Consider the following 24,245-nt stretch of genomic DNA (forward strand, 5'->3'; position numbering starts at 1 on the left):
GCCATGGACATCGGGGTAGTGCTGCAGTGCAATCCGCCGGCGTCCCGTGTGATCGATCTGGCCAGACAGGCCGAGACACATGGCTTCTCGCACGTATGGACCTTCGATTCGCATCTGCTGTGGCAGGAGCCGTACGTCATCTACAGCCAGATTCTGGCCGCGACCAGGCGCGTGACGGTGGGTCCGATGGTCACCAATCCGGCTACCCGCGATTGGACGGTGACGGCATCGACATTCGCGACGCTCAACGACATGTTCGGCAATCGCACCGTCTGCGGCATCGGGCGTGGCGATTCCGCGGTCCGCGCTCTCGGTGGTAAGCCGACAACGCTTGCCGCGCTTCGTGAGTCGATCGATGTGATCGGCAGTCTCGCGAACGGGCGTAGCGCCCGAGTCGGTGAGACGACAGTGCAGTTCCCGTGGGCAGAGCACTCGAAGCTCGAGGTGTGGGTCGCGGCCTACGGACCCAAAGCCCTCGAGCTCACCGGGCAGGTAGCGGACGGCTTCATCCTGCAGTTGGCCGATCCGGATATCGCTGCCTGGACGATCGGTCGAGTACGTGCTGCGGCCGAGGAGGCGGGTCGCGATCCCGCTTCGATCTCGATCTGCGTGGCCGCTCCCGCCTATGTGACCGACGGTACCGAGGCCGGCCTCGAACATGCCCGCGACCAATGCCGCTGGTTCGGCGGGATGGTCGGCAACCACGTCGCCGATATCGTCGCGCGCTACGGCGGTGATGGCGGCGGGGTGCCTCAGGCACTCACCGACTACATCGCAACACGTACCGGGTACGACTACAACGAGCACGGTCGAGCAGGAAACTCGCACGCAGAATTCGTTCCGAACGAGGTGATCGACAGGTTCTGCCTGCTCGGCACCCCGGCCGATCACATCGCCAAGCTGAAGGATCTGGAGGCACTCGGCGTCGACCAGTTCTCGGTCTACCTCCAGCACGACGCCAAGGCTGCGACGCTGGAGGCGTACGGAGAGAGCATCATTCCGCAGATCCGCAAGTCCGTGACGGCTACGTCGTGACCGGTGTTCTCGATCAGGCGGCGGTGGTAGCTCCTACTCCCGCCCGCTCGGCGCGAGGGCTTCGTCGACCGGTCATGGCGGTGGCCGCAATCGTGTTGCTTCTGGTGTTGTGGGAGCTGGTGAAAGTGCTCGTCCCCGAGAACGGCGTGAGTGTCGGCGGTGTGCGGGTGTTGCCGCGCACCGACGACGGCGCTCTGCCGCATGTGTGGTCGGTGCTGGCGGCGCTGACCGAGCCGGAGGTGAACGTTGCCGGGGCGCGCAGTGTCGGCGCTGCGATCGTCTCGAGCGGACTGTTCACTTTCGGTCTTGCGGTGCTCGGATTCGTTCTGGGGGCGGTGGTCGGACTGGTGCTGGCTGTGGCCATGCAACGGTTCGTGTGGGTGGAGCGGTCCGTCTTGCCCTACGTGATCGTCTCCCAGACGGTGCCGCTGATTGCGCTGGCACCGCTCGTCGCCGGCTGGGGCGGGAAGATCGCCATCGGCGGGTACGCCTGGCAGCCGTGGATGAGCATCACCGTCATCGCGTCGTATCTCGCGTTCTTCCCGGTGGCGGTGGGGATGCTGCGCGGCCTACGTGCACCCGACCGGGCATCCCTGGATTTGATGCACAGTTACGCGGCCGGATGGTGGACCACACTTGTGCGGCTACGGCTCCCGGCCTCGGTGCCGCACCTGATCCCGTCTCTGCGGCTGGCTGCCGCTGCCGCTGTGATCGGTGCTGTCGTTGCCGAGATCTCGACCGGAACCACCGGCGGTATCGGCAGGCAGATCATCGTGTTCTCGCAACAGGCGACAGGTGACGCGTCTCGTCTGTACGCAGCTGTTCTGGGTGCAGCGGTGCTCGGACTCGTGGTCACCGGATTGGTGGCCCTGCTCGATATCGCTCTTGGGCGATATGCAGGCCGTACTCCTGCGCGAAGGGCGGATTGATGACCGTGCATGCCGTTGACGTCGAGAGCGTCGGCAAGACCTTCGATGGGGGAGTGACAGCGCTGGACAATGTGTCGCTGTCGATCGCTCCCGGCGAATTCGTCTCCCTGATCGGCCCTTCCGGCTGCGGCAAGTCGACGCTGCTTCGCGTCATCGCAGATCTCGAGCAACCCACCTCCGGTGCGGTGTCGGTGTTCGGTCTGACGGCGCGGCAAGCTCGGGTCGAACAGAAGTACGGCATCGCATTTCAGCAGGCAGGGCTGCTCGATTGGCGAACGGTGCAGTCGAACGTTGCGTTGCCGCTCGAGCTGCACAAGGTGTCCAAACGAGAACGCGCGGAACGGGTACGCGAACTGCTCGAACTCGTGGGACTCACCGATTTTGCCGACAGCTTTCCCAGTCAGTTGTCCGGCGGCATGCAGCAACGCGTGGCGATCGCTCGTGCATTGGCTCGAACGCCCGGACTGTTGCTGATGGACGAACCGTTCGGCGCTCTCGACGAGATGACGCGCGAGAAGATGCAGAACGATCTGTTACGCATAGCCGAGGAGTCCGGCGCAGCAGTGGTCTTCGTGACCCACTCCATTCCCGAAGCGGTGTATCTGTCCGACCGAGTTGTCGTGATGTCGCCCCGGCCCGGGAGGATCGTGGACACGCTCACGATCGGCACGTTCGACTCCGTCGGGGACCCACGCGAATCCACGGAATTCTTCTCCGCCATCACCTCGGTTCGGGATGCACTGCACGGGCGCGTCGTTCGCGGTGCGGATCTCCGATGAGAGTCTGGCTGCCGCCGGTGGTGTTCGGCGTGTTCCTGCTCGGATTGTGGCAGCTGCTGACCGTCGTCGCCGGGGTACCGTCGTTCCTCCTTCCCTCACCTAGTGCGATTGCCGAACAGTTCGCTCGTAACGTCGGCAACATCGGATCCGCAAGTGTGGCAACCGGAACCAATGCGTTGGTGGGGTTGATCGCGGGATCGGTCCTCGGTCTTCTCGCTGCGATGGTGGCCGTTCGCCTCAGGATCGTCGACGAGCTTCTCACCCCGCTGGCGGCGGGTGCCGCTGCGGTTCCCATCGTGGCCCTCGCTCCGGTGTTCAACTCGATGTTCTCCTCGACCACCGACTTACCGCGCCGCCTCGTCGTGACCATTGTCGTGTTCTTCCCGGTCTTCGTCAGTGCGGCAAAAGGACTCCGACAGGTGTCGCCGGTGCATCACGACCTGATGACCTCGTATGCGGTCGGCGGCTGGCAGTTCACGCGCATCGTTCGTCTTCCGTCTGCGGTGCCACACATCTTCACCGGGTTGCGGGTTGCGGCTCCGAATGCTGTCATTGCAGCCATCATCTGCGAGTACTTCGGTGGATTGCAGAACGGTTTGGGGTCGCGGATCACCTCCGCCGCGGCGAACACCGCCTACCCCCGGGCATGGGCCTACGTCGTGGGTGCCATCGCAGTCGGGTTGCTCTTCTTTCTGGTCGTTCTCTTGCTCGAGAAGCTCGTGTCCCGCCGTCGTACCTAGGAGAAGTCGAACGTGAAGATCACTCGAACCCCCCGACGCCTGCTGGCCGTCGTCATGGCACTGGCGGTAGTCGCCTCGGCCTGCAGCACCACCACGACCGAAACCGAGACCGGTGCCGACGGGAACACCCCGATCAAGTTGCAATTGCAGTGGTTCAAACAGGGCCAGTTCGCGGGCTATCTGGCGGCCGTCGACCAGGGCTTCTATACCGAGCAGGGACTGGACGTCGAAATATTGGACGGCGGAACTGATATCGTTCCGCAGACCGTGCTGGCGCAGGGACAAGCCGATTATGCCGTCGCGTGGGTGCCGAAAGCGCTCGCCTCCCGCGAGGCCGGGGCGGGCATCACCGACGTCGCTCAGATCTACCAGAAATCCGGAACATTGCAGGTCTCGTTCAAGGATCAGAACATCGCCTCACCCGCGGACCTTCGCGGCAAGACCGTCGGAAACTGGGGCTACGGCAACGAATTCGAGTTGTTCGCAGGTATGACCCAAGCCGGAGTGAGTCCGTCCGACGTGACATTGGTGCAGCAGCAGTTCGATATGAACGGCCTGCTGTCCGGCGATATCGCTGCCGCACAGGCCATGTCCTACAACGAGTACGCACAGCTGCTCGAGACGGTGAACCCCGCGACCGGTGCCTTGTACACCGCGGACGACTTCAACTCGCTGAACTGGAACGACGACGGTGTCGCCATGTTGCAGGACGCGATCTGGGCCAATACGGACAAGCTCTCCGACGAGGCATACCAGGATCAGACCGTCAAATTCTTGGCGGCATCGTTGAAGGGTTGGATCTTCTGCCGAGACAACGTCGAGAAGTGCCGCGACATCACCGTCGCTGCCGGCTCCACACTCGGCGCGAGCCATCAGCTCTGGCAGGTCAACGAAGTCAACAAATTGATCTGGCCGTCGGGTGAGGGCATCGGGATGATCGACGAGGCCGCCTGGCAGCAAACCGTGGACATCGCGAAGACCACGAAGAACGCCGAGGGCTCGACGGTGCTCACCGCTGATCCCGATGCCGAGGCCTACACCAACGAGTATGTCGGTAAGGCTCTGGATTTGTTGAAGGCCGACGGTGTGGACGTCACCGGAGAGTCGTACGCTCCGATGGAGGTCACACTGGAGGAAGGCGGCAAGTAGATGGATCACGTGTTCTACTCCTGGTCGGCGCAGGCCGAACTGAACCCGATTACCGTCGAGGGTGCCGAGGGGTCGTGGTTCTGGGACGACAAGGGCAACCGATACCTGGACTTCTCTTCCCAATTGGTCAACGTCAATCTCGGCCATCAACACCCCGACGTAGTGGCCGCCATCGTCGAGCAGGCGCAGGTGTTGACCACGATTTCCCCGACGGTCGCCAACAACAAGCGCAGTGAACTGGCCGCGTTGATCGCCGAGCGGGCCCCGGGTGATCTGAACCGAGTGTTCTTCACGACGGGTGGTGCCGAAGCCGTCGAGCATGCGGTGCGGCTGGCGCGTCAGCACACCGGACGCACGAAGATGCTGGCCGCGTACCGCTCGTACCACGGCGGAACCGGAGTTGCGATCGGTCTCACCGGCGAACCGAGGCGATGGGGCACCGAGCCGACCAACGTCGACGTCGTACGCTTCTTCGGGCCGTACCCTTACCGGTCACCCTGGGGCACAACGACTCCCGAGGACGAGACGGCCGCAGCACTGGCACATCTCGAACAGGTCATCGTGCTCGAAGGTGCGCAGAACATCGCCGGACTCATTCTCGAATCGGTCATCGGCACCAACGGAGTGCTGATCCCGCCGCCCGGATATCTGGCCGGCGTTCGGGCGCTGTGCGACAAGTACGGGATCGTCTACATCGCCGACGAAGTGATGGTCGGATTCGGGCGAATCGGCGAATGGTTCGCATGCCAGGCCTGGGATGTGACACCGGATCTGATCACGTTCGCCAAGGGCGTCAACTCCGGATACGTACCCCTCGGCGGAGTCGTGATCTCGGAGAAGATCGCCTCGCAGTTCGACCACAAAGCCTATCCGGGCGGATTGACCTACTCCGGTCACGTACTCGGGTGCGCCGCGGGCGTCGCGTCCATCGAAGTGTTCGAGCGCGACAAGATACTTCCGCACGTGCGTCACGTCGGCGAGGACGTACTCGGAGCGGGCCTGTCCAAGCTGGCCGAATCTCACCCCAGCGTGGGCGAGGTGCGCGGCAAGGGATTCTTCTGGGCCGTCGAACTGGTCAAGGACGGCACGACCCGAGAGCCGCTGGTGCCTTTTGCCGCGTCGGGCAAGGATGCGGCGGCGATGGGCACCGTGACCGCCGCGGCGAAGTCACGCGGACTGTGGCCCTTCGTTGCCGGAAATCGACTCCAGATCGCACCGCCGCTGACGACATCCGAGGACGAGATTCGTCAGGGACTGGAAATCCTCGACGAGGTGCTGACGGTGGCGGACGGGTTCACCGTCTGACTCGGGGTCGTGCACGGAACTTCGACCCCTGCTACGAAGTTGCGCGCACGTGCGGCGTCAGCCGCTCGTGGTCAGAGCACTGCACCGGGGTTGAGGATGCCCGCCGGATCGAGAGCGGTCTTGATGCGGCGGGTCAGTTCCATGACGTCTTCTCCGACCTGATCGGGCAGCCAGGCCTTCTTGAGACGACCGACGCCGTGTTCTCCGGTGATGGTGCCGCCCAGCGAAATTGCGAGATCCATGATCGCTCCGAAGGCGACATTGGCTCGGCGGGTCATGTCGGCGTCCTCGGGGTCGAACACGATCAGCGGATGGGTGTTGCCGTCGCCGGCATGAGCGATGACGGCCACCAGCACGTCGTACTTCACGGACAGCTCGGCTATTCCGTCGACCAGTGCGGGGAGCGCGGGCAGTGGTACTCCGACGTCCTCGAGCAGCAGGCTGCCGAGTCGTTCGACCGCGGGAATGGCGAATCGCCGTGCGGCAGCAAATGCTTCGCCCTCGTCGGGGTCGTCGGTGGTGAAGACATCCGAGGCACCGGCCTCGGTGCACGCGGCCGCCATGATCTCGATCTCGCGCCCACGGTCGGCACCGGGGGAGTCGGACCGAGCAATGAGCATCGCTGCTGCCTCGCGGTCGAGTCCCATGTTCATGGCATCTTCGACGGCACCGATGGACGCGCGGTCCATGAACTCGAGCATCGACGGTCGCAAGGTACGGGTGATGGCCAGAATCGCAGTCGTCGCATCGTGCACGGAGGCGAACGAGGCGACGACGGTGCTGGCCGGAGGTTGCGCAGGGATCAATCGAAGAGTGATCTCGGTGATGATGCCCAGCGTGCCCTCGGATCCGACGAAGAGCTTCGCAAGAGACAGTCCGGCAACATCTTTCAGACGTGGACCGCCGAGTCGGACGGCAGTCCCGTCGGCGAGGACGACCTCGAGCCCGAGAACGTAGTCGGTGGTGACGCCGTACTTCACGCAGCACAGCCCGCCGGCGTTGGTGGCCGCATTGCCGCCGATGGAACACATCTCGAACGACGAGGGATCCGGCGGGTACCACAGTCCGTGCTCGGCGACCGCCTTCTTGACCTCGACGTTGAGCAGTCCGGGTTGTACGACGGCGATACGGGTCACCGGATCGACGGTGATCTCGCGCATCAGTTCCGTGGTGAGCACGATTCCGCCGTCGACGGCAGTGGCACCGCCGGACAATCCCGACCCGGCGCCGCGGGGAACGACCGCCACGTTGTGTTCGGTGGCCCAGCGCATGACGGCACGAACGTCCTCGGTGGACTGTGCACGAACCACGGCCAGCGGGGTGCCGGCGTCGGGATCCTTGGCCCAATCGCGTCGGTATCCCTCGGTGATGTCCGGGTCGGTGACCATGGCACCGGCAGGAAGTAGGGATTCGAGTTCGGTCAGGCGGGCATCTGCATCCGTCGTCACCGACATCCGGTTCTCCTCACGTCGAAATGTGACCGTCGCCACTCGAGTCTGCCACGACCGAGAGTGGGGCGCGGACGAGGGACGCCGTCGCGCCTGCCGAGTCACATAAGTAACACCAGCCTCAGGCGTTACCAGATCGATGCGTCGTCGACACGCAATCTTGTAGTTCGCCACGCTAGCGTCCACCACAGCGAATCTCGCGCCCCATGTGACGCGAGTCGACAAGGAGGCTGCACCATGATCGATCCCGGAAGTGACTCCTGGAACTACGTGGCGGCGATGTTCTCGTACGAATTCCTCGGTGGTGGTGTCGAATACGACACCATCGAGCGGATCCATCGAGGTGACATCGACGAGTGGGTGCAGGCCTTGGCGCACTCCGGGATGTTCGAGAAGGCCACCGTGTCGCACATCGCGGACTCGTGGCGAGCGGCACCGCGCCAGTTGTTCGACATGCTCGTCCTGGACGCGGACGAGATGACCGCTCGACGATGCTCACTGGCGTGGTCGTCGCTCGACCGGCTCGCTCCACTCGCCCGCCTGGGTTGATAGCCGTTCAACCACCCAGAATTCGAGGGCCCGAATCATCGACGACGATGGCCTGTTCGTCGGTCAAGCCGTGACAGCGAACGCCGTCACGGCGGAGGCGCTGCAGGGTAGCCCATCCCGAATCATTCTCGTCCAGAACGGAATTCAGGTGGGGCACGATCGAGAAGTCCACCAGATTCAGTCCGTCCCATACCGTCTCGATACCGGTAGTGGGTCGGACCTCGGCGGGATCGTCTGCATCCTCGACTCCGACCAACGACGGAGCCGCCACACACGCACCCGCGCTGTAACCGCCGTAGGCGATGGAGTTTCCTCGCACACGCTCGCTCAGAATTTCGTCGGCACCGGAGCGGGTGAGCTGGGCGCGCAGGACGAACGTGTTGCCGCCGCGAACCCATACAGCACCGAATCCGTCGAGGACTCGCTCGAACGCTGCCGGCTTACCGACGTAGTCGCGTAGATCCACCTCCGCCGGTCGATATCCGAGAGCGCGCAACGGACCGAACTCGCTGCGGAGCGAGGAATCGCGCGCCGCGGCGGGCCACGCGTCCGACGCGTTCGCGATGACGGCGAGATCGGAGGGCGGCCCGGTGAGTTGGACGAAGGCGTCGGAGTGACCGCCGAATCGGTACGACGACAGGAAGAGTTTCACGCCGTCGGTTCTTCTCTGAGCCGAGTCAGCCCGACGCGAACGGCGTCCGCGACACGATCGGGCTCACGCAGGCGACGAGCCACAAAACCGGCAGCGAACCGCAGCCGATCTCGGTGCCATCGCGGTACGACGTGCAGATGCAGGTGAAATACCGTCTGAAAGGCAGCCTTGCCGTCGTTGATGACGAGGTTGGCTCCGTCGGCGCATAGGTCCGAGTCGCGCACCGCGCGCGCCAGGGTGTGTCCGACGCGAAACACCTCGGCGGCCGCGTCCGGATGGCTCGAGTTCAGATCGTTGGTGTGCTCGCGCGGAACGACGAGGAGGTGTCCGCGACTGATCGGTCGAATGTCGAGAAAGGCGACGGTGTGGTCGTTCTCGAACACTCGATGGGCGGGGGCGTCGCCGGCAACGATCGCACAGAAGATGCAAGATTCCACGGGTGTCACTGTAGGGTCCGATCATCAGCGATAGGCCTGTGTGGCGTGCAACACAAATGCGCGTCCCGTCGCCGGGGAATGTCGAACGGACTCGATTCAGAACGAATCGGACAGTGTTTCGGGTACCCGCGGTCTGTTTCCTCTGGCTACTATCAGGGACCTTGTGCCTTGTCGCATGGGTTCGTCCACTCGTCGCAAGTTCGGGGCCGTTGGCCGACACGTGGGCACCATTCAACGCAGGAAGACGGAGATTTGGATACATCGCAGAGCACGGAGAAGGGTTCGGGATCCACGACAGTCGTCGGTGTGGTTCGGGAATCGGGGGAGGGCGAGCGTCGTGTCGCTCTGGTGCCCAAGATCGTTGCGTCCCTGACGGGCAAGGGCGTCGAGATCGTCGTCGAATCGGGTGCCGGTCTCGGCGCTCTGATTCCGGACGAGCTCTACGTCGCCGCCGGCGCGACTATCGGTGATCCATGGTCGGCGGACGTCGTGGTCAAGGTCGCGCCGCCGTCGGATGCCGAGATCGCCAAGCTGACGTCGGGTTCGACGCTCATCGGATTCCTGGCACCGCGTAACGCAGAGAACAGCATCGGCGCATTGAAGGCTGCAGGAGTGCAGGCCTTTGCCGTCGAAGCTATTCCGCGTATCTCGCGCGCCCAGGTGATGGACGCACTGTCCTCGCAGGCCAACGTGGCCGGCTACAAGTCCGTGCTGCTGGCCGCCTCGGAATCGACCAGATTCTTCCCGATGTTGACCACCGCCGCGGGCACCGTCAAGCCCGCGACCGTGCTGGTTCTCGGAGTCGGGGTGGCGGGTCTGCAAGCGTTGGCCACCGCCAAGCGTCTCGGCGGTCGACCGACCGGATACGACGTGCGTCCCGAGGTTGCCGACCAGGTTCGATCCGTCGGCGCACAGTGGCTCGATCTGGGGATCGACGCAGCCGGTGAGGGTGGATACGCACGTGAGCTGACCGACGACGAGCGTGCTCAGCAACAGAAGGCGCTCGAAGAAGCCATCAAGGGCTTCGACGTGGTCATCACCACCGCACTGGTGCCCGGGCGCCCCGCGCCCCGGCTGGTCACCGCCGCGGCTGTCGAAGGGATGAAGCCCGGCAGTGTCGTGGTCGACCTTGCCGGCGAGACGGGTGGAAACTGTGAGCTCACAGAGCCCGGCCAGACCGTCGTCAAGCACGACGTCACCATCTGCTCCCCGTTGAACCTCCCGGCCTCGATGCCCGAGCACGCCAGCGAGCTGTACTCGAAGAACATCTCGGCATTGCTCGAACTCATGTTGGTCGACGGCACGCTCGCCCCCGATTTTTCGGACGAGGTCCTTGCCGGTGCCTGCGTGACACGTGAGAAGGAGAACTGATGTACACCCCGCTGCTCGCGAACATTGCGATCCTGGTGCTGTCCGGGTTCGTCGGCTTCGCGGTGATCTCCAAGGTGCCCAACACCTTGCACACCCCACTGATGTCGGGAACCAACGCCATCCACGGCATCGTCGTGCTCGGTGCGCTCGTCGTACTCGGAAAGGTCGAGGATCCCTCGATCGGCCTGCAGGTCATTCTGTTCGTCGCGCTGGTATTCGGAACGGTCAACGTCATCGGTGGCTTCGTGGTCACCGACCGCATGCTCGGCATGTTCAAGTCCAAGCCCGTCCCCGCCAAGATCGAGAAGGGGGCTGACTCCTGATGGACAATCTCGTCAACATTCTCTACATCGTCGCCTTCGGCATGTTCATCTACGGGTTGATGGGTCTGACCGGACCGAAGACAGCCGTGCGTGGCAACCAGATCGCTGCTGTCGGCATGTTCGTCGCCGTCGTGGCGACGCTGATCTCCATTCGTGACACAGAGAACTGGATCCTGATCATCGTCGGACTCGTCGTCGGCGTCGCGCTCGGAATCCCGCCGGCACGCAAGGTGAAGATGACCGCTATGCCGCAGCTGGTGGCGCTGTTCAACGGCGTCGGCGGCGGCACGGTCGCGTTGATCGCGTGGGCCGAATTCCTCGACACATCCGGGTTCTCGAACTTCAACCACGGTGAATCGCCGACGGTGCACATCGTCATCGGTTCACTGTTCGCGGCGATCATCGGTTCGATCTCGTTCTGGGGCTCGCTGATCGCTTTCCTCAAGCTGCAGGAGACTCTGCCCGGCTCGCCGATCACCATCGGCAAGTTGCAGCAACCGCTCAATGCCCTGCTGCTCATCGGTGCCGTCGCCGCTGCGGTGGTCATCGGCATCAACGCGATCCCGGGCGGCGGAGTATCGCAGTGGTGGATCGTCGCAGTTCTGGTGCTGGCGGGCATCCTCGGTCTGACGGTGGTGCTGCCGATCGGCGGCGCGGACATGCCGGTGGTCATCTCGCTGCTCAACGCTCTGACGGGCTTGTCGGCAGCGGCCGCCGGTCTGGCGCTGAACAACACGGCGATGATCGTCGCGGGAATGATCGTCGGTGCGTCCGGCACGATCCTGACCAACCTCATGGCCAAGGCGATGAACCGTTCCATCCCGGCGATCGTCGCCGGTGGATTCGGCGGCGGCGATGCAGCTGCCGGGCCGGCCGGTGCCAGCGGCGGAACGGTCAAAGCAACGTCCGCCGCCGACGCGGCGATCCAGATGGCCTACGCCAACCAGGTCATCGTCGTGCCCGGATACGGGTTGGCTGTTGCGCAGGCGCAGCATGCGGTCAAGGACATGGCCAAGTTGCTCGAGTCGAAGGGCGTCGAGGTCAAGTACGCCATTCACCCCGTCGCCGGTCGTATGCCGGGGCACATGAACGTGTTACTCGCCGAGGCCGACGTCGCGTACGACGCGATGAAGGAGATGGACGACATCAACGACGAGTTCTCGCGTACCGACGTCACGTTGGTCATCGGCGCGAACGACGTGACCAACCCTGCGGCGCGCAACGACCCGTCGAGCCCTATTCACGGGATGCCGATTCTGAACGTCGATCAGTCGAAGTCCGTCATTGTCCTCAAGCGATCGATGTCGTCGGGGTTCGCGGGCATCGAGAACCCTCTGTTCTTCGCCGAGGGCACGTCGATGTTGTTCGGTGACGCGAAGAAGTCGGTCTCGGAAGTGACCGAGGAGCTCAAGGCTCTCTAGTCACGACCTTCGCTCCCAGCGGGTGGGACGCTTCCGGCATCGATTCTCGATGTCAGCGGAAGCGTCCCATTTTGCGTTGGACGGCCATGGCCGCCGTATCCAACGGGTTGCGCGCTTCGCGGGCAGCGGCATCGGGGGAGTAGAGCATGACGATCGAGCATGCGGGCCACCACATGAAGACGACCAGCAATGCGCTTGCGATCCCGACGATCGATGCGGAACCGGTGATCAGGGCTGCCGCTGCCACCGCAAGCGTCGCGGTGGTGCCCAGACCGAGGACCACGGGTCGCCACGCCGAGGACGCCACCATGGATGCGGCACCGAGCAATGCCGTCGTGGCGACGAGCTGCCCGTGAGGAAGCCCGGTAGGCGCTACGGACGACCCGGCGAATTCACGAGCGAGTTCGCCGGTCACCACCGACCCGATGGTGCAGGCGATCACCACCCCGATCCCGTACGGCAGTTTTCGTAGCACCGCTACCGCGGCGAGGACGGCAACGGCGATCAACACCGTCGTCACGTCGATGGCACCGAGCGCCGCGCTGGCCAGTGCTGCGACGGGAGTGGCGTCCGCAGACGCTGGTGATGCCATGTGCGGTGCAGAGATCAGCAGTGCCAGAAGCGCGCTTGCGGACAGGCCCGACACTGTCGCACGCGTGACAATGGCTCGACGACGCCGATGTGCCGAAGTACCACCCCGTGCTGCGGTGCTCCCGGTTCGATGGGATCTGCGGATCGGTCCGCTCTCGAGGCTCGACGATGACATGACGGCCACAGTGCCCGATCAGCCTGAACGAAGCGTGTGAGGAACTCGAGAGCCCGCTGAATGGTTTCGGTAACGTTTCGGTCACAGTGACACGTTCGGGCTCCCTCTCTGGTTCCGAGGCCAGCCGGAACGCTCCGGGTAGCGACGCAGGTAGGTAAAAGTGCCTCAATGCGGGTGGCAAGAATGTTTTACGGGGCACGAGCAACCCTGAGGTTCGATACCGATTGCCACCATTTCGCTGGTCGTGTGGCTGCTTCTGGATGGATGCCGTCGGCAGAGGGTGTGGTATCAGGCCGTCTACCTGGGCTTTGTCGTGTTCGTTGTCCGCGATCACAGCAATTCGTAAAGCAAACTATGACTTCGTTGCAAGACGTTGATTGGATGGGTCCAAGTATGTGACGATAGTCACATAGTCCGGCTCACCTAGAGCGAGACCGACCAAAAGGGCGTAGTTTCAGCCGCATCGGAAAACCGTGTTTCGTTGTTACACGCAAATCGGTAACGATCTGAACACGGTATCCGGAGCAAGTCGAAGGCGAACTTCGCCATGAATCGGACGCCGGAAACTCGAAGGAGAAGAACATGACCGCAATGTCTCAGGGACAGCTCGATATGGTCCGCGCGTTCTTTTGCAACGAGTTCCAAGCGGACTCTCTCGATCGGTCCGTCATGCCCGAGCCTACCGCCGAAGCCGTGACCGAGTGGATCCATGCGTTGGCCACCAGCGGACTCTTCGCCCCGGCCGAGGTGCACAACATTTCTTCGGTCTGGAATGCCGAGCCGGATGCGCTGGTTGCGTTGCTCGTCGGTGAGGTGGACGAGATTGCCGTCAAGCGTCACGGTGCGTCGGTGCCTGCGGCCGCGATCGCTACCCCGGCGCTGATCTCGGCCTTCGAACGCGCCAGCTGACTCCCTGCCCTCGAAGGGGCCTGCGCTTCGCTACGATCATCCGATTGGATGACAGCAGTCGACGATTCTTCGTCGCGCAGCGAAATGAGGGCACTGAATGGGCGCGGTGGGACTGGACGAAGATGCGGTGTCGACCTGGATCGAAGGATTGGGAATCGGCGCGACGTCCCCGCTGACCTACCGTCGAATCGGAAACGGGCAGTCCAATCTCACGTTCGAGGTCCGGGACGCAGCAGGATCCTCGTGGGTTCTTCGCCGACCCCCGCTCGGACACCTGCTGGCCTCCGCGCACGATGTGGTGCGTGAACACCGAATTCTGTCGGCGTTGCAGAACACAGCGGTGCCGGTTCCGAAAATGATTGCAATGACCGAGGATTCGTCGATCTCCGATGTTCCTCTGGTGCTCATGAGTTTCGTGGACGGTGTTGTGGTCGATTCGGTTGCGGCGGCCGAGCAACTCGACATCGACCACCGTCGCCGAGTCGGGCTCGGTCTGACCGTAGCGCTCGCCGACATTCACCGCGTCGATCTCGAGTCGTCCGGCCTCAACGACCTGGCAAGCCACAAGCCCTACGCCGCTCGTCAGCTCGCCCGATGGACCAAGCAATGGGAGTCCTCGCGCACCAGGGACGTACCCGGGATCGATTCTCTCGCAGCCAGACTCGCAGCCGGCATTCCAGAGCAGCACGAAGTGGCCCTGGTACACGGAGATTTTCACCTCAGCAACGTCATCACCGCCCGCGACGACGGCCGAGTAGCTGCGGTCGTCGACTGGGAGCTGTGCACACTCGGGGATCCGCTGGCAGATCTCGGCGGACTGCTGGCCTACTGGCCACAAGCCGACGACGGGGTCGCGGGCCCGTTCATGGCGTCGACATTGCCCGGATTCCCCACCAGGTCCGAGCTCGTCGACTCATACGCTCAGCACACGGGGCGCGATGTCTCCGACGTCGGATTCTGGCAGGTTTTGGCGTTGTGGAAGCTCGCGATCATCGCGGAAGGCGTCATGCGCCGCATGGAAGCGGACTCGAGAAACAGAGCGATCGCGGGCGGTCCCACCACGACGCTCATCGACGACATCGTCACCCGTGCGGTGAACACCGCCGACGACATCGGCCTGTAGACCGTCAGCTCGCCGAGGTTCCGATCACCAGAGTGCGTGCTGCGCTTTCGATCTCGGGAGGGATGGGGACAGGTCTGCGCGTGACGCCGTCGACGTAGACGTGCACGAAGCGACCCCGGGCTGCCAGTTCCAGCGCATCGTCGTCGGCTTCCCGGAACAGTGCGAGCGAGTACACGATGCTGCGGGTGCCCAACTTCTCGACGGCCAGGCCGACCTGAAGGCGATCCGGGAAACTCAACTCGGACAGGTAACGACACGAGGTTTCCGCCACCACGCCGATCGCCGGGAGTTGCCGGATGTCCACACCCGTCGTCTCCATCAACCAGCCGTTGACGGCAGTATCGAAATACGCGTAGTAGGTGACGTTGTTGACGTGGCCGTAGTGGTCGTTGTCGTCCCACCGGGTCGGCACGGGCCACAGAGCCGGGAAATCGGATGCATGCTCCAACTCGGCCGTGGCGTTCGCCTGATCCGTCATGAACGAGACACTAGCCAGTGTCCTCGGGGGTAGTGGGCACCGGGGACTGCCGACGTAGAACGGACCGCACCACGAGCCCGACGGCCAATGCCCAGAACGCCGATCCGATTCCGGCGAACGTCAGGCCGGACGCGGCGACGAGGAACGTCAGAACGGTCGCTTCCCTGTCCGACGGGTGTTCGAGTGCTCCGAACAACGACGCGGCGAGCGTTCCCAGCAAGGCCAGTCCGGCAACGGTTTCCACCACTCCGGCAGGTGCAGCGGCCACCAGAGTTGCCAGAGCCGTGGCCAACAGTGCGAGCACGAGATACGAGCAACCGGCGGAGAACGCCGCGATCCATCGCCGCTTCGGGTCCGGGTGTGCGCCGGGATTGGCCGACAGCGCGGCACTGATGGCGGCGAGGTTGATCGTGTGACCACCGGCGAATGCGCCCAGGACGGTACCGGTTCCGGTGACCGTCATCGATGCACGCCACGGGATTCGGAAACCGAACGATGCCATGACGGTGGTGCCAGGAATGTTCTGCGACGCCATCGTGACGATGTACAGCGGTACGGCGATCCCTATCGTGGCCTGCCATGTCCAGTGCGGAACCGTCCAGTCGATTCCGGGAACGAGATCGGACGGCGCGATCGAGGTGTCGCTGCCGATCAAGTCTGCGGCGATGACCGCAGCCGCGGCAACGAACGCTGCCGGCACTGCCCATCGGGTGCTGAAACGGAGAACGACGAGCCACACGACTGCCACCGGCGCTATCAGCGCGGGGGAGTCGGCGAAGGCGGCCACCGGAGCCGAGCACAGGGGTAGGAGAACCCCCGCCAACATTGCCTGGGCAAGAGGGACCGGAATGCGCGAGACCAGCGCGCCCAGTCTGGGCCAGAGGCCGGTCAAGACGATCAGGACGCCGACCGTGACGAACGCTCCCACGGCGGCGGGCCACCCTCCGGCCACCACGCCGGTTCCGGCCAGCAGCGCCGCACCGGGCGTCGACCATGCCAAGGTGATGGGCTGTCGGTATCGGCGGGCCAGCCACATCATGCCCAGTGCCTGCGTCACGCACAGCGCCGACAATCCGGACGCCGCCTCTGCCGGGCTGGCACCGACCGCGCGCAACCCGGTCAGCACGACGGCGAACGAGCTCGTGAAACCTACCAACGCGGCGACGATTCCGGCGCTGATGGGAGTCGAGAGTGGAGTCGGTCCGTAGGCGGAATCGGCAGCGGTCACGAGTGTCGATCATGCACGGTCGGTCGCATCTTTCCCAGTGAACGAGTCCGCGATACTCCTCGGGTAGCGGAATACCGTCGAGGTGGTGCCGACGTCGCGTAGTCTTCGGTTGGACCGGACCAGTCCGTACCGCTGGTTCGGCGAATGACCGAAAGGCCGGCGCAGTGGTGATGCCTGTACACCTGAGGGACAGTCAGGTCCCGAAACACGAACAATTGCGCGCAATTCTGTTGCACCGCTGCACCAAGGAACTCCAGCCGGGCGATCTGATGCCGAGCGAGCGCAAGCTGATGGAAGACTACGGCGTCAGCCGTATCACCGTCAGGGAAGCGATCGGTCAACTCGTCAACGACGGTCATCTGGTGCGCGTGCGCGGCAAGGGCACGTTCGTGGCCAGCCGGACCGTGCAATCTCGTCTGCATCTGGCGTCGTTCTCGGAGGAAATGCGTGCACAAGGATTGACGCCGACGACCGTGGTGCTTTTTGCGCGGCTCGAAAAACCCTCGGCGGCAACCGTTCGCGCCCTCGGGCTGGCCGCCGGGGAGCAGACTTACCACATCAAGCGGCTGCGGCTTGCCGATGCCGAGCCGGTGAGCGTCGACGACGGTTGGTACCGGGCCGGACTGCTTCCGGACCTGATCGATCACGATCTGAGTCAATCGATCTACGAGGCTGTGCGCAATCACTACGGCCTGACGATCGACCGGGCCGAGCAGACCGTCAAAGCGACTGCAGCCGATAGTGATACGGCGACCCTGCTGGGGACCAAGCGCGGCGCACCGGTGTTGTACTTCGACCGCGTCTCCTTCAGCGGTGGTGAGCCGCTCGAGCACGCCGAGAGTTGGTATCGATGCGATCGATACCAACTGTCGATGGAGGTGGAAGGGCAGCGACGCACCACGCCGCGTCGGTGAGATCAGGGCAGCTCGAACAACGGATCACCCGTGGACACATCGGTGCCGACGTACGCGCTCGTGATCGAATCCGGTCTCGAATCCATCAGGACGACGGGCACGACATCGGAGTAACCCGCTGCTGCGATGGCGGCAGGGTCGTAGGTGACGACGAGATCGCCCGCCTGCACCGAATCGCCCTCGGCTGCAACGAGATCGAAGCCTGCACCCTTCATCTTCACGGTGTCTATTCCGATGTGCACCAGTACACCCGCCTTGTCGTCGGTGAAGACCACGAACGCGTGCGGATGAAGCTTGAGAATTTTGCCTGCGACCGGAGAACGAACCTCGACGGGACCGTCGCTCGCGGCCGGTTGCAGTGCAACACCGGAACCCACCATCTGTGCGGAGAACACCGGATCGGGCACGTCGGCGAGCGAGATCACCTGGCCGGCAACGGGGCTGAGGACAAGGTTGGCGTCGTTCACAGAATGTCTTCGATGTCTTCTGCGAGCGTATCCGCTTCGGGGCCGACGATGACCTGAACGGCTGTGCCCTTGTGGAACACCCCGTGGGCGCCCGCCGCTTTGAGTGCAGCCTCGTCGACCAACGAGCCGTCTTTCACTTCCGTGCGAAGCCGAGTGATGCACGCTTCGATCTCGACGATGTTGTCGGCACCGCCGAGGCCCTTCACGATCGCGTCCGCCTTGGACATGGTGCGTTCCTACTTTCTTCTCGGCTGCGACCCTGTCGGTTGGATCACAAGTCTGGGTTGACACGAGCTTGCCACCTGGTCAAACTACAACTGGTAATGACCGGACAGTACCCCTGATGGCACTCGGTCACAACAGCGAAATCCACCCTCGAAGGATCAGCCTCGAAGAGAAGGTCGCCATGACCCCGAAGAACACGGACTCGGTCGATACCGAGTCGAAGAAGGACTCCCGATCGTTGGCCGGACTGCAGCGGTTCGGTCGCAGTCTCATGCTTCCCATTGCCGTTCTACCTGCTGCAGGAATCTTGCTCAGGCTCGGCCAAGACGACCTGCTGGGCAGATTCAGTGCGCTCGAGACCGCCGCCGCCGTCATCTCGGCCGCCGGTCAGGCTGTGTTCACCTGGCTTCCCCTGATCTTTGCCGTCGGTATTGCCATCGGCTGGGCCAAGAAGTCGGACGGCTCGACGGCGCTCGCTGCGGTCGTCGGCTACATGGTGATGAACGGAGTCTTCACGGCGATGTCACCGGTGGTGCTCGACGGCAAGGTCGATGCCAACGGTGACCCGGCGGTGATCGACTACGGCGTTCTCGCGGGCATCGTCATCGGTCTGCTCTCGGCAATCCTCTGGCAGCGGTTCTACCGTCAGAAGTTGCCCGATTATCTCGGTTTCTTCAGCGGCCGCCGGCTGGTGCCGATCCTGACAGCGATCACCGGTCTCGTTGTCGCCGTCATCATGTCGTTCATCTACCCGCTCTTCTACAGTGCGCTCAACTGGGTCGGCAACACTGTCGCCGATCACAGCGTGGTGGGCAGCGGTATCTACGGATTCGCCAACCGCATGCTCATTCCGACCGGGCTGCACCACATTCTGAATTCCGTGGTCTGGTTCCTCGTCGGCGACTACCAGGATGCGAGCGGTCAGTTGGTGCGCGGCGACCTCAACCGGTTCTTCGCCGGCGACCCGTCCGCTGGAGTGTTCATGACCGGATTCTTCCCGATCATGATGTTCGCACTTCCCGCGGCAGCATTCGCGATCTACCGCAATGCCAAGCCTTCCCAGAAGAAGATCGTCGGTGGAATCATGTTGTCCACCGGCCTGACTGCTTTCGTCACCGGAATCACCGAGCCGCTCGAGTATTCGTTCATGTTCGTCGCCTGGCCGCTCTACATCATTCACGCGGTCCTGACCGGAACGTCGATGGCGCTGACCAATGCTCTCGGAATTCATGACGGATTCTTCTTCTCCGCGGGTGGTATCGATTACCTGCTCAACTACGGAATCGCCACCAAGGCATGGCTTTTGATCCCCATCGGTCTCGTGTACGCGGCGATCTATTACGTGCTGTTCAGCTTCGTCATCAAGAAGTGGAACCTGCGTACCCCCGGTCGCGAGGACGACGTGGTGGCCGAACCGACCCAGGCATGACCGATTCGATCTCGACGACGCTACGAGGGCGTGTCGTCACCGGTGAGGAAGTCATCGAGGACGGCGTGCTTGCACTGGCGGGAGATCGGATCTCGTGGGTGGGGCCCGCACAACTCTGGACGGGAGATGCAGTACCGCAGTCTGATTCGACAATCCTGCCGGGTTTGGTCGATGTGCACTGTCACGGCGGTGCGGGGGCATCGTTCCCCGATTCCGCAGCCGCCGATCTCATGACGGCGGTGCGGCATCACCGCTCCCGCGGCACCACGACGATGCTTGCCTCTCTGGTGTCGGCACCATCCGAACGGCTGATCGGGCAGACGTCGCTGTTGGCCGATCTGTACGAATCCGGTGATATCGCCGGGGTGCACGTCGAGGGTCCGTTTCTGTCGGTCGCCCGCTGCGGCGCACAGGATCCGGGCTCGCTTCGCAGCGGTGACACCGGACTTCTGGCGGACATCATCGGCGCGGGCAGGGGAGCGGTCCGGTCGATGACTCTCGCACCGGAGGTCGACGGATTCGCCGCTGTTGCGCAGATCCTGAGAGAGAACGACATCGTGCCGAGCATCGGGCATACGGACGCCGACGCTCTGACCACCCGCCGCGGTATCGAGATGCTGGGGGGCGGCCCGATCACGGCGACGCACCTGTTCAACGGAATGCCGACCTGGCACCACCGAGCACCCGGGCCTGTGAGCGAATGTCTGGCCGCCGCGGCGCGCGGAGGCATGGTGCTCGAATTGATCGGAGACGGAGTACATCTCGCCGACGAGACGGTGCGCGCGGTATTCGATCTCGTCGGCGGTACGCAGATCGCGCTGGTGTCCGACGCGATGGCCGCCGCCGGTATGGTCGACGGCCGCTATCGACTCGGGCCTTTGGACGTGACCGTCCAGCACTCGGTCGCACGACTCTCTCGTGGCGCCGATCCGGAGACAGCACCGATCGCGGGTGGAACCGCGACGGTATTGGACCTGGTGCGCCGGGCCGTGCAGGACGCCGGTGTGCCGCTGGTCGAGGCGGTGCGGGCGGGGTCGTCGACACCGGCGACGACGATCGGTCTGGGTTCGGACATCGGTTGTCTCCAGCCGGGAATGCGAGCCGACGTGCTGGTGGTCGACGGGACATTCGAGCCGGTGCAGGTCATCAGGGGCGGAATCGCGATAGAGGAGGACAGCTAGATGGAGATCGTGATCCTCGACGGAGTGGACGCGGTGGATCGAACAGCCGCCGACATCGTCGAGCGAACAGTTCGGGCAACACAAAAATCCACTCCCGTACTTGGCTTGGCTACCGGATCCACGCCGGTGGGCACCTATCGCGAACTGGCGAGACGTCACCGAGACGAGGGGCTGTCTCTCTCGCACTGTCGAGCGTTTCTGCTCGACGAGTACATCGGTCTCGCGAGAAGTGCCGAGCAGTCGTACTTTTCGTTCATTCGGGAGAACTTCGTCGACCACGTCGATCTGGACGACGCCGCGGTGTTCTCACCCGACGGCGAAGCGCACGACATCGAGGCAGAGGCGCAGCGCTACGACGCGGCGATTGCGGAAGCGGGCGGCATCGATGTTCAGATCCTGGGAATCGGCACCGACGGACACATCGGCTTCAACGAGCCCGGATCGTCGCTGCGATCCAGGACCCGAGTGAAGACGCTTACCGAACAGACCCGTACCGACAATGCCCGCTTCTTCGACTCGCCCAATGCTGTGCCGCATCACGTACTGACGCAGGGCCTGGGCACCATCGACGAGGCGCGCCACCTCGTCTTGATTGCGACCGGCGAGTCGAAGGCAGAAGCGGTGGCCGCTGCCGTCGAGGGCCCGTTGTCGGCTCACTGCCCGGCGTCGGTGATTCAGTGGCACCCGCACGTGAGCGTGCTGTTGGACAACGCTGCGGCGTCGTCGCTGGCTCTCGCCGACTACTACCGATACGCCTACGCCAACAAGCCTCGGTGGCAACACTTGTGAATCAGCTGCGGGCAAACTCCGATGCGCGGGTGATCTGTTCGTCCGACGGCCGGACGCCGGTGTAGAGGACGAATTGCTCGGCCGCTTGCAGGGCAATGACTTCGGCACCGGTGATGACAGGCTTGCCGGCCGCTCGGGCCGCCACGATCAGCGGTGTTTCCGATGGCATGGCGACCACGTCGAACACAGCCTGCGCCGCACCGATCTGTTCGTCGGTGAACGGCATGGAATCGGCTCCGGGACCTCCGGCCATGCCTAGCGGGGTGACGTTCACCAACAGATCCGCGGCCACTGCCTCGGCAGACCATTCGTAGCCGTAGTTCTCGGCCAGGGCGGGACCGGTGCGCGCGTTACGGGCAACGACGGTGCCGCGGGTGAAACCCGAATCTCGCAGTGCTGCAACAACAGCCTTCGCCATGCCGCCGCTGCCGGTGACGGCCACCGAGAAATCGGATGAGACGGAGTGCGTAGCCAGCAGATTCGCTACGGCCTGGTAGTCCGTGTTGTAGGCGTGCAGAACGCCGCCCTCGTTGACGATGGTGTTGACGGATTCGATGGCGCTCGCCGACTCGTGCATCACGTCGACCAGTTCGATGACGTCTTCCTTGAACGGCATGGAGACGGCGCAGCCTCGAATGCCCAGCGCGCGTACGCCTCCTACGGCGGCCGCAAGATCGGTGGTGGTGAATGCCTTGTAGACGAAGTTCAGGCCCAACTCGTCGTACAGGTAGTTGTGGAAGCGTGTTCCGAAGTTGCTCGGTCGGCCGGACAGAGACATGCAGAGCTGGGTCTCACGGTTGAGAAAGCTGCGCGACGGTGCCGTTGACATTCGGATCACCTTACGCCGCGCACGTTGTTGCAACCGATTGGAGAACGCCACGATCGGCCTCGGTGATCGGTAGTTCGTACTGCGCGGCCACCGTGAGGTACTTGCCCGCGTAGAAGCAGTGGTAGGCCGGGTTCGGTGGCATCCAATCCGACGGTGTCTTATCGCTTTTCGATTGATTGTCGGGCCCGTTGACGGCCAGCAACTCGAACGAGACATCATTCGCGAACAGAACGCGCTTGTCCGGCGGCCACGCGTGCGCGCCCATGTCCCATGCTGCGGCGAGGGGGTAAACATGATCGATCTGGACCGCGCTTCCATCGGACTTGGTGAACTGCAACCGCTCACCGGAGTACGGGTCTGCGAGCGAACCCGACAGGACCACACAGTCGCGGGTGCCTGCCCGGAACTCGATCTCCGTCATCGACAGAGCCAGTACGTTGTCGCGGGTGCCGCACCCGTCGTGGCCGCCCGGCCCGTCGTAATCGTCCGTCCAGGCGGGTCCGAACACGCAGCCTTCGCCGCTCTTGCATCCACGCTCGTACCCGAGGGCGTCGGGCCGGGCGGCAACCACTCGAACCTGGTCCAGCAACTGCTCGATCTGTACCCGGGTGGGGCTGCCAGGTGCAGGCGCGGCAGGGGTGAAACCCGGGATGACGGATCGGTCGCACGATCCGAACGCCGCCATCACCACCGCAGCGATCACCAGCACCGCCGCTACCCACAGTTTTCTCACACGCATCCCATCATCGATCGTCCACCGTCGGCCCCCGCGGCAGCATTATGTCGGTCCGTACCGACACGCTGCGGAATCCGGTTCTCAGGCGGGATTCAGCGAACTTCGACGACGACCTTGCCGAGTAGATGCCCGTTCTCGACGAGGGCGAGGGCCTCACCTGCGCGGTCGAGCGGGAACACGTTGTCGATGCGCGGGTTCAGCACGCCCGACGCGGTCAGCTCTGCCAACCGTGCAAAGGCGGCGGTCGTGCGATCGCGAGCGACTCCTGAACCACCCCACTCGGATGCCAGCACCGGATCTGCGACGCTCACGATCGGTGTCCCGGACCGGGCGGCAGTCGCTGCCCCACGCAACGTCTCTCCGCCGACGAGATCGACGATGGCGTCCACCGGCTGGGTGACGGCGGCGGAGGTATCACTGCCGGAGACGAAAAATCGGGCACCGAGGCTCTCGATCCACTCCCGTTTGCCGTCGCTCGCCACTGCTACGACTGCGATACCGTCCGCCCGAGCGAGTTGCAGCACGGCCGAGCCGACACCGCCGCCCGCGCCGAGCACGAGAACGGTATCGCCCGAACTTCTGGCCAACTGGCGCAGCGCGTCGTACGCGGTTCCCGCCGCGACCGGCAAGGTGGCCGCCGCGGCCCAGGAGACCGTCTCGGGCTTGTGCGCGGTACTCGATGCGTTGAACACGGTGTACTGCGCGTAACTGCCGTGTCCCGACGCGGTTGCCCCGAATACGTGGTCGCCCACCGAAAAGTCGGTCACACCGGTGCCGATATCGACTACGGTGCCCGATGCTTCCCGCCCGAGCACGGCAGGCAGAGTGATCTGCACCGTGTCTTTGCGGGTGCCTTTCCGCACCTTCCAATCTGCGGGATTCACACCGGCCGCGTGTACCGCGACGAGAATCTGGCCCGGTCCGGGCTCGGCAACGGGGAACTCGAGGAGGGACTCGGTTTCGGGTCCGCCGTATTCGCTGAAGCCGTACGCGATCATGAGACCACTGTGCCTTATTTTCGAACCGATCGGCA

The 24,245-nt window shown here is 63.8% G+C and carries 27 protein-coding genes; 16 read left to right on the forward strand and 11 right to left on the reverse strand.

Annotation, left to right across the window (positions count from 1 at the left end; all coding sequences use genetic code 11):
• Positions 1 to 3 precede the first annotated feature (3 nt).
• The 6 genes from ASG84_RS14845 to ASG84_RS14870 are packed head-to-tail and all read left to right on the forward strand — an operon-like array spanning position 4 to position 5,937.
• Complete coding sequence (locus ASG84_RS14845) at positions 4 to 1,035, forward strand: TIGR03842 family LLM class F420-dependent oxidoreductase (protein ID WP_057477824.1); 1,032 nt, start codon at positions 4 to 6, stop codon at positions 1,033 to 1,035.
• The gene (locus ASG84_RS14850) at positions 1,032 to 1,964 is read left to right on the forward strand and encodes an ABC transporter permease (protein WP_057477825.1); all 933 of its coding nucleotides are present in this window, start codon (positions 1,032 to 1,034) and stop codon (positions 1,962 to 1,964) included. Before ASG84_RS14845 ends, ASG84_RS14850 begins: the two co-directional genes overlap by 4 nt.
• A complete protein-coding gene (locus tag ASG84_RS14855; RefSeq protein ID WP_057477826.1) occupies positions 1,964 to 2,743 on the forward strand; it encodes an ABC transporter ATP-binding protein in 780 nt (259 codons plus the stop codon). The genes ASG84_RS14850 and ASG84_RS14855 overlap by 1 nt, the downstream gene beginning before the upstream one ends.
• The gene (locus tag ASG84_RS14860) at positions 2,740 to 3,483 is read left to right on the forward strand and encodes an ABC transporter permease (protein WP_057477827.1); all 744 of its coding nucleotides are present in this window, start codon (positions 2,740 to 2,742) and stop codon (positions 3,481 to 3,483) included. Before ASG84_RS14855 ends, ASG84_RS14860 begins: the two co-directional genes overlap by 4 nt.
• Before the next feature lie 12 nt (positions 3,484 to 3,495).
• Positions 3,496 to 4,632 (forward strand): ABC transporter substrate-binding protein, encoded by a 1,137-nt coding sequence (locus tag ASG84_RS14865; RefSeq protein WP_200936599.1) that lies wholly within the window; start codon positions 3,496 to 3,498, stop codon positions 4,630 to 4,632.
• Positions 4,633 to 5,937, forward strand: a complete 1,305-nt coding sequence (locus ASG84_RS14870) for an aspartate aminotransferase family protein (RefSeq protein ID WP_057477828.1) — start codon at positions 4,633 to 4,635, stop codon at positions 5,935 to 5,937.
• 71 nt (positions 5,938 to 6,008) lie between these two features.
• On the opposite strand, the gene ASG84_RS14875 is transcribed toward ASG84_RS14870, so the two are convergent.
• Entirely contained in the window at positions 6,009 to 7,391 is a 1,383-nt protein-coding gene (locus ASG84_RS14875) for an FAD-binding oxidoreductase (RefSeq protein WP_057477829.1), read from the reverse strand.
• Between the two features lie 231 nt (positions 7,392 to 7,622).
• Between ASG84_RS14875 and ASG84_RS14880 the strand changes: the two genes are divergently transcribed.
• On the forward strand, positions 7,623 to 7,934 hold the full coding sequence (locus ASG84_RS14880) for a hypothetical protein (protein ID WP_057477830.1): 312 nt from the start codon (positions 7,623 to 7,625) through the stop codon (positions 7,932 to 7,934).
• 7 nt (positions 7,935 to 7,941) lie between these two features.
• Here the strand turns inward: ASG84_RS14880 and ASG84_RS14885 are convergent, their stop codons facing one another.
• Together ASG84_RS14885 and ASG84_RS14890 are read right to left on the reverse strand one after the other, a co-directional pair.
• On the reverse strand, positions 7,942 to 8,586 hold the full coding sequence (locus ASG84_RS14885; RefSeq protein ID WP_057477831.1) for a Type 1 glutamine amidotransferase-like domain-containing protein: 645 nt from the start codon (positions 8,584 to 8,586) through the stop codon (positions 7,942 to 7,944).
• Positions 8,583 to 9,023 carry an HIT family protein gene (locus tag ASG84_RS14890; RefSeq protein ID WP_057477832.1) on the reverse strand — a complete coding sequence of 147 codons (441 nt, stop codon included), beginning with the start codon at positions 9,021 to 9,023 and terminating at the stop codon, positions 8,583 to 8,585. Before ASG84_RS14890 ends, ASG84_RS14885 begins: the two co-directional genes overlap by 4 nt.
• Positions 9,024 to 9,275: 252 nt before the next feature.
• Here ASG84_RS14890 and ASG84_RS14895 point away from each other — a divergent pair, with 252 nt between their 5' ends.
• The 3 genes from ASG84_RS14895 to ASG84_RS14905 are packed head-to-tail and all read left to right on the forward strand — an operon-like array spanning position 9,276 to position 12,138.
• The gene (locus tag ASG84_RS14895) at positions 9,276 to 10,394 is read left to right on the forward strand and encodes a Re/Si-specific NAD(P)(+) transhydrogenase subunit alpha (RefSeq protein ID WP_057477833.1); all 1,119 of its coding nucleotides are present in this window, start codon (positions 9,276 to 9,278) and stop codon (positions 10,392 to 10,394) included.
• Entirely contained in the window at positions 10,394 to 10,717 is a 324-nt protein-coding gene (locus ASG84_RS14900; protein WP_057477834.1) for an NAD(P) transhydrogenase subunit alpha, read from the forward strand. The genes ASG84_RS14895 and ASG84_RS14900 overlap by 1 nt, the downstream gene beginning before the upstream one ends.
• Complete coding sequence (locus ASG84_RS14905; RefSeq protein WP_057477835.1) at positions 10,717 to 12,138, forward strand: NAD(P)(+) transhydrogenase (Re/Si-specific) subunit beta; 1,422 nt, start codon at positions 10,717 to 10,719, stop codon at positions 12,136 to 12,138. The genes ASG84_RS14900 and ASG84_RS14905 overlap by 1 nt, the downstream gene beginning before the upstream one ends.
• A 52-nt stretch (positions 12,139 to 12,190) precedes the next feature.
• Here ASG84_RS14905 and ASG84_RS14910 read toward each other — a convergent pair whose 3' ends face one another.
• The gene (locus ASG84_RS14910; protein ID WP_156399535.1) at positions 12,191 to 12,730 is read right to left on the reverse strand and encodes a hypothetical protein; all 540 of its coding nucleotides are present in this window, start codon (positions 12,728 to 12,730) and stop codon (positions 12,191 to 12,193) included.
• A gap of 756 nt (positions 12,731 to 13,486) precedes the next feature.
• Between ASG84_RS14910 and ASG84_RS14915 the strand changes: the two genes are divergently transcribed.
• Positions 13,487 to 13,813 (forward strand): hypothetical protein, encoded by a 327-nt coding sequence (locus ASG84_RS14915; RefSeq protein WP_057477837.1) that lies wholly within the window; start codon positions 13,487 to 13,489, stop codon positions 13,811 to 13,813.
• Positions 13,814 to 13,910: 97 nt separating this feature from the next.
• Positions 13,911 to 14,936: a phosphotransferase family protein gene (locus tag ASG84_RS14920; protein WP_057477838.1), complete on the forward strand. Its 1,026-nt coding sequence runs from the start codon at positions 13,911 to 13,913 to the stop codon at positions 14,934 to 14,936.
• Between the two features lie 4 nt (positions 14,937 to 14,940).
• Here the strand turns inward: ASG84_RS14920 and ASG84_RS14925 are convergent, their stop codons facing one another.
• Together ASG84_RS14925 and ASG84_RS14930 are read right to left on the reverse strand one after the other, a co-directional pair.
• A complete protein-coding gene (locus ASG84_RS14925; protein ID WP_057477839.1) occupies positions 14,941 to 15,414 on the reverse strand; it encodes an acyl-CoA thioesterase in 474 nt (157 codons plus the stop codon).
• A gap of 10 nt (positions 15,415 to 15,424) precedes the next feature.
• Entirely contained in the window at positions 15,425 to 16,642 is a 1,218-nt protein-coding gene (locus ASG84_RS14930; protein ID WP_057477840.1) for a benzoate/H(+) symporter BenE family transporter, read from the reverse strand.
• A 170-nt stretch (positions 16,643 to 16,812) separates the two neighbouring features.
• Here ASG84_RS14930 and ASG84_RS14935 point away from each other — a divergent pair, with 170 nt between their 5' ends.
• Entirely contained in the window at positions 16,813 to 17,556 is a 744-nt protein-coding gene (locus tag ASG84_RS14935) for a GntR family transcriptional regulator (RefSeq protein WP_442970955.1), read from the forward strand.
• A 2-nt stretch (positions 17,557 to 17,558) separates the two neighbouring features.
• Here the strand turns inward: ASG84_RS14935 and ASG84_RS14940 are convergent, their stop codons facing one another.
• Positions 17,559 to 18,023: a PTS sugar transporter subunit IIA gene (locus ASG84_RS14940; protein ID WP_057477841.1), complete on the reverse strand. Its 465-nt coding sequence runs from the start codon at positions 18,021 to 18,023 to the stop codon at positions 17,559 to 17,561.
• A complete protein-coding gene (locus tag ASG84_RS14945; protein WP_032378914.1) occupies positions 18,020 to 18,250 on the reverse strand; it encodes a glucose PTS transporter subunit EIIB in 231 nt (76 codons plus the stop codon). The genes ASG84_RS14940 and ASG84_RS14945 overlap by 4 nt, the downstream gene beginning before the upstream one ends.
• Positions 18,251 to 18,429: 179 nt before the next feature.
• Between ASG84_RS14945 and ASG84_RS14950 the strand changes: the two genes are divergently transcribed.
• From ASG84_RS14950 to nagB, 3 genes are read left to right on the forward strand one after another with little or no spacing between them, the layout of a single operon-like run.
• Positions 18,430 to 19,677, forward strand: a complete 1,248-nt coding sequence (locus tag ASG84_RS14950) for a PTS transporter subunit EIIC (protein ID WP_057477878.1) — start codon at positions 18,430 to 18,432, stop codon at positions 19,675 to 19,677.
• A complete protein-coding gene (locus tag ASG84_RS14955; protein ID WP_057477842.1) occupies positions 19,674 to 20,858 on the forward strand; it encodes an N-acetylglucosamine-6-phosphate deacetylase in 1,185 nt (394 codons plus the stop codon). The genes ASG84_RS14950 and ASG84_RS14955 overlap by 4 nt, the downstream gene beginning before the upstream one ends.
• Positions 20,859 to 21,647 (forward strand): glucosamine-6-phosphate deaminase, encoded by a 789-nt coding sequence (gene nagB, locus ASG84_RS14960; protein ID WP_057477843.1) that lies wholly within the window; start codon positions 20,859 to 20,861, stop codon positions 21,645 to 21,647. It begins immediately after the preceding gene.
• 1 nt (position 21,648) lies between these two features.
• Here the strand turns inward: nagB and ASG84_RS14965 are convergent, their stop codons facing one another.
• The 3 genes from ASG84_RS14965 to ASG84_RS14975 all read right to left on the reverse strand — a co-directional run bounded on the left by ASG84_RS14965 (position 21,649) and on the right by ASG84_RS14975 (position 24,210).
• Positions 21,649 to 22,476 (reverse strand): shikimate 5-dehydrogenase, encoded by an 828-nt coding sequence (locus tag ASG84_RS14965; protein WP_057477879.1) that lies wholly within the window; start codon positions 22,474 to 22,476, stop codon positions 21,649 to 21,651.
• A 10-nt stretch (positions 22,477 to 22,486) separates the two neighbouring features.
• Positions 22,487 to 23,215: an HNH endonuclease family protein gene (locus tag ASG84_RS14970; protein WP_057477844.1), complete on the reverse strand. Its 729-nt coding sequence runs from the start codon at positions 23,213 to 23,215 to the stop codon at positions 22,487 to 22,489.
• A gap of 89 nt (positions 23,216 to 23,304) precedes the next feature.
• Positions 23,305 to 24,210, reverse strand: coding sequence for an NADP-dependent oxidoreductase (locus tag ASG84_RS14975; protein WP_057477845.1), 906 nt, complete (start codon positions 24,208 to 24,210; stop codon positions 23,305 to 23,307).
• Positions 24,211 to 24,245 lie beyond the last annotated feature (35 nt).

This window comes from Rhodococcus sp. Leaf278 (genome assembly GCF_001426085.1).
Classification (GTDB): Bacteria; Actinomycetota; Actinomycetes; order Mycobacteriales; family Mycobacteriaceae; genus Rhodococcoides.

What these genes read in the sequence shown, in the direction of transcription:
- ASG84_RS14845 (WP_057477824.1), top strand. Translation starts at nt 4, where the DNA reads ATGGACATCGGGGTAGTGCTGCAGTGCAATCCGCCGGCGTCCCGTGTG.
- ASG84_RS14855 (WP_057477826.1), top strand. Translation starts at nt 1,964, where the DNA reads ATGACCGTGCATGCCGTTGACGTCGAGAGCGTCGGCAAGACCTTCGAT.
- ASG84_RS14860 (WP_057477827.1), top strand. Translation starts at nt 2,740, where the DNA reads ATGAGAGTCTGGCTGCCGCCGGTGGTGTTCGGCGTGTTCCTGCTCGGA.
- ASG84_RS14870 (WP_057477828.1), top strand. Translation starts at nt 4,633, where the DNA reads ATGGATCACGTGTTCTACTCCTGGTCGGCGCAGGCCGAACTGAACCCG.
- ASG84_RS14875 (WP_057477829.1), bottom strand. Translation starts at nt 7,391, where the DNA reads ATGTCGGTGACGACGGATGCAGATGCCCGCCTGACCGAACTCGAATCC.
- ASG84_RS14880 (WP_057477830.1), top strand. Translation starts at nt 7,623, where the DNA reads ATGATCGATCCCGGAAGTGACTCCTGGAACTACGTGGCGGCGATGTTC.
- ASG84_RS14900 (WP_057477834.1), top strand. Translation starts at nt 10,394, where the DNA reads ATGTACACCCCGCTGCTCGCGAACATTGCGATCCTGGTGCTGTCCGGG.
- ASG84_RS14905 (WP_057477835.1), top strand. Translation starts at nt 10,717, where the DNA reads ATGGACAATCTCGTCAACATTCTCTACATCGTCGCCTTCGGCATGTTC.
- ASG84_RS14910 (WP_156399535.1), bottom strand. Translation starts at nt 12,730, where the DNA reads ATGGCATCACCAGCGTCTGCGGACGCCACTCCCGTCGCAGCACTGGCC.
- ASG84_RS14915 (WP_057477837.1), top strand. Translation starts at nt 13,487, where the DNA reads ATGACCGCAATGTCTCAGGGACAGCTCGATATGGTCCGCGCGTTCTTT.
- ASG84_RS14920 (WP_057477838.1), top strand. Translation starts at nt 13,911, where the DNA reads ATGGGCGCGGTGGGACTGGACGAAGATGCGGTGTCGACCTGGATCGAA.
- ASG84_RS14925 (WP_057477839.1), bottom strand. Translation starts at nt 15,414, where the DNA reads ATGACGGATCAGGCGAACGCCACGGCCGAGTTGGAGCATGCATCCGAT.
- ASG84_RS14935 (WP_442970955.1), top strand. Translation starts at nt 16,813, where the DNA reads ATGCCTGTACACCTGAGGGACAGTCAGGTCCCGAAACACGAACAATTG.
- ASG84_RS14945 (WP_032378914.1), bottom strand. Translation starts at nt 18,250, where the DNA reads ATGTCCAAGGCGGACGCGATCGTGAAGGGCCTCGGCGGTGCCGACAAC.
- ASG84_RS14950 (WP_057477878.1), top strand. Translation starts at nt 18,430, where the DNA reads ATGACCCCGAAGAACACGGACTCGGTCGATACCGAGTCGAAGAAGGAC.
- ASG84_RS14955 (WP_057477842.1), top strand. Translation starts at nt 19,674, where the DNA reads ATGACCGATTCGATCTCGACGACGCTACGAGGGCGTGTCGTCACCGGT.
- nagB (WP_057477843.1), top strand. Translation starts at nt 20,859, where the DNA reads ATGGAGATCGTGATCCTCGACGGAGTGGACGCGGTGGATCGAACAGCC.
- ASG84_RS14965 (WP_057477879.1), bottom strand. Translation starts at nt 22,476, where the DNA reads ATGTCAACGGCACCGTCGCGCAGCTTTCTCAACCGTGAGACCCAGCTC.
- ASG84_RS14970 (WP_057477844.1), bottom strand. Translation starts at nt 23,215, where the DNA reads ATGCGTGTGAGAAAACTGTGGGTAGCGGCGGTGCTGGTGATCGCTGCG.
- ASG84_RS14975 (WP_057477845.1), bottom strand. Translation starts at nt 24,210, where the DNA reads ATGATCGCGTACGGCTTCAGCGAATACGGCGGACCCGAAACCGAGTCC.